This is a genomic window from Caballeronia sp. AZ7_KS35, assembly GCF_023631045.1.
Classification (GTDB): domain Bacteria; phylum Pseudomonadota; class Gammaproteobacteria; order Burkholderiales; family Burkholderiaceae; genus Caballeronia; species Caballeronia zhejiangensis.
This window is the reverse complement of record NZ_JALQDV010000085.1, coordinates 1-2,096: the sequence shown is the minus strand read 5'-3', so window position 1 is coordinate 2,096 and position 2,096 is coordinate 1. Positions and strand designations below refer to the sequence as shown.

The window sequence follows — 2,096 nt, the reverse complement described above, 5'->3', positions numbered from 1 at the left end:
GACGATGACTGTGTTTCGGCCAGCATCTGAAATCACAAGTCGCGCCGTGTGCGCATGCCGGTGCTTCCGGCAGGTCGCCCCAATTTTCGGAAGAGCATACGAGCCTTGATGGCGTCCCGCAGCGTCGATCGATGAGCCGCATCCAAGCGAACAAACGGTCGACAAAAAATCCTTGCCTGCGTCGACCGACACGGGCATCATCAGGCTCTCCGGCGATTCGCGGGATGACGGGTGGCGCTTTTCATCTAGCTCGTCGCGCTGTCTTATAAGTAGAACGGATTGACCTGTTCGTCCTAATTGGTGCTGTTCGCCTAAACGGTTTCGGTCCCGCAGACTTATCGAGCCAGTTGACCGATTTTGAGTACAGGCGGCCGGCAGCACATCGAATTCTTTCGTTCAACTAATACCGCGGCATGCGCACTGAACCGCTGTGCGGCCTGACGTTTCCGCATTATGTCCTGCACACAATGCGTTCATTGTGCGCGATTGCTCGACAGCCGCGTCCGCTCTTATCGCTTAAGGAGGTCCCCATGGGGAAACGCAACCGCATTTATACCGGCCTTCTCGATGCCGCCTATGCGCTGGACGAACAGGCGGCCGGACGGAATCCCGAACTCTCACGAACTCTCTCTGGCGCGATTACCCTCGACACACTGTTCCGACGTGGAGCATTGGACGCTGATCTCCAGGACGCCGCGCTTGGTCTCGAGCTCATCGTGTCGCAGGGAACGTGGCACCTGGACGCCGGCGGACGCGCGCGTGCTGCTAATCTGGCTGTGATAACGCGAGCCTTTGCCAATCGTTACGCAGAGCGATCTGTGGGCGCGGACTAGCATGCGGCCGCGCTGCTTGGTTGAGCAAAACAATTGCTAATTTCTGTTCGCTTTGACGACCCAGACCGGGCGCCGTCTCAGCAAATGGGCCGCACCGGGACCCTCCTCGATGAGGACATCTGCGGCGCTGCTCTCCTCTTCCGTCGTCTGATCGATAAAGTCCCACCATATTTCGGCCCCGTCTTACGCGTCGCGATCCTTGCGCCCCAGTAGGCACCGCCGCCGCCGGTAGTGCCGCTCCGTCCGCCCGCGAATCCGCTCTTCTCTCCGCGTCGGCACGAAAAATGCGTCGCGGATGAACTTTTGTCCATACCGCTGATCCGTCTCATGAGCAACGACACGTCACCCGCTGCCAGCTTCGGTGCTGCGTGGCTTCAACTGTGGGCCGGCTCCACTGACGACTACTCCATTTTCGCCCTTTCGCCCGCTGGAAACGTCATGACTTGGAACCCAGGTGGCGAACGGATTCAAGGTTATACGGCTGATGAAATCGTAGGGCGGCACTTCTCGGTTTTTTACACGGAGACCGAACGCGCCTCTGGGGCGCCCGAGGCCGCACTCGAAGCTGCTAGCAGCTCAGGCCGTTATGTTAGTGAAGGATGGCGTCTGCGAAAGGACGGCACGCGGTTCTGGGCCAATGTCGTCATGACAGCGCTTCGCAACAGCACCGGGCAGGTTCTGGGTTTCGGAAAGGTCGTTCAGGATGTCAGCGACAAAAAAGCGGCCCACGACGCCGTACTGCAAAGCGAGCGGAGCTTTCGCCTGTTGGTTCAAGGTGTCATTGACTACGCCATCTTCATGCTCTCGCCCGACGGTCGAATCACAAGCTGGAACGCTGGCGCCCGGCGGATCAAGGGATACAGTGAAAGCGAGATTGTGGGCTCGCATTTCTCCAGGTTTTACACGCCCGAGGACGTCGCCGCGGGGGTACCGTTTCGCGGTCTGGAAACGGCAAGACGCGAAGGGCGTTTTGAGGCAGAAGGTTGGCGCGTGCGCAAGGATGGCAGCCGCTTCTTCGCACACGTCGTCATTGACGCGATCCGCGAGAACGGTGAGCTCGTCGGTTTTGCCAAAGTCACCCGGGACATCACCGAGCGTCGGCGCGCCTCGGAGCTACTCGAGCAAACGCAGCGCGCTTTGTTCCAGGCGCAGAAAATGGAGGCGTTGGGAAAACTGACCGGCGGAGTGGCACACGATTTCAATAACGTCCTGCAGGTGCTACGGGGAAACCTGGAACTGCTCGAAAATCGATACGGACGGGAC

General features: G+C 59.4%; 3 protein-coding genes. 2 read left to right on the top strand and 1 reads right to left on the bottom strand.

Annotated elements, in window-relative coordinates:
• Positions 1 to 201 (bottom strand): hypothetical protein (locus tag NCT05_RS36595; protein WP_250504790.1); only part of this gene is annotated, 201 nt, incomplete at its 3' end.
• A 329-nt stretch (positions 202 to 530) separates the two neighbouring features.
• On the opposite strand from NCT05_RS36595, the gene NCT05_RS36590 reads away from it, so the two are divergent.
• The gene (locus NCT05_RS36590; protein ID WP_250504789.1) at positions 531 to 833 is read left to right on the top strand and encodes a hypothetical protein; all 303 of its coding nucleotides are present in this window, start codon (positions 531 to 533) and stop codon (positions 831 to 833) included.
• A 327-nt stretch (positions 834 to 1,160) separates the two neighbouring features.
• Positions 1,161 to 2,096: PAS domain-containing protein (locus NCT05_RS36585; RefSeq protein ID WP_250504788.1), on the top strand; the 936-nt coding region annotated here is incomplete at its 3' end.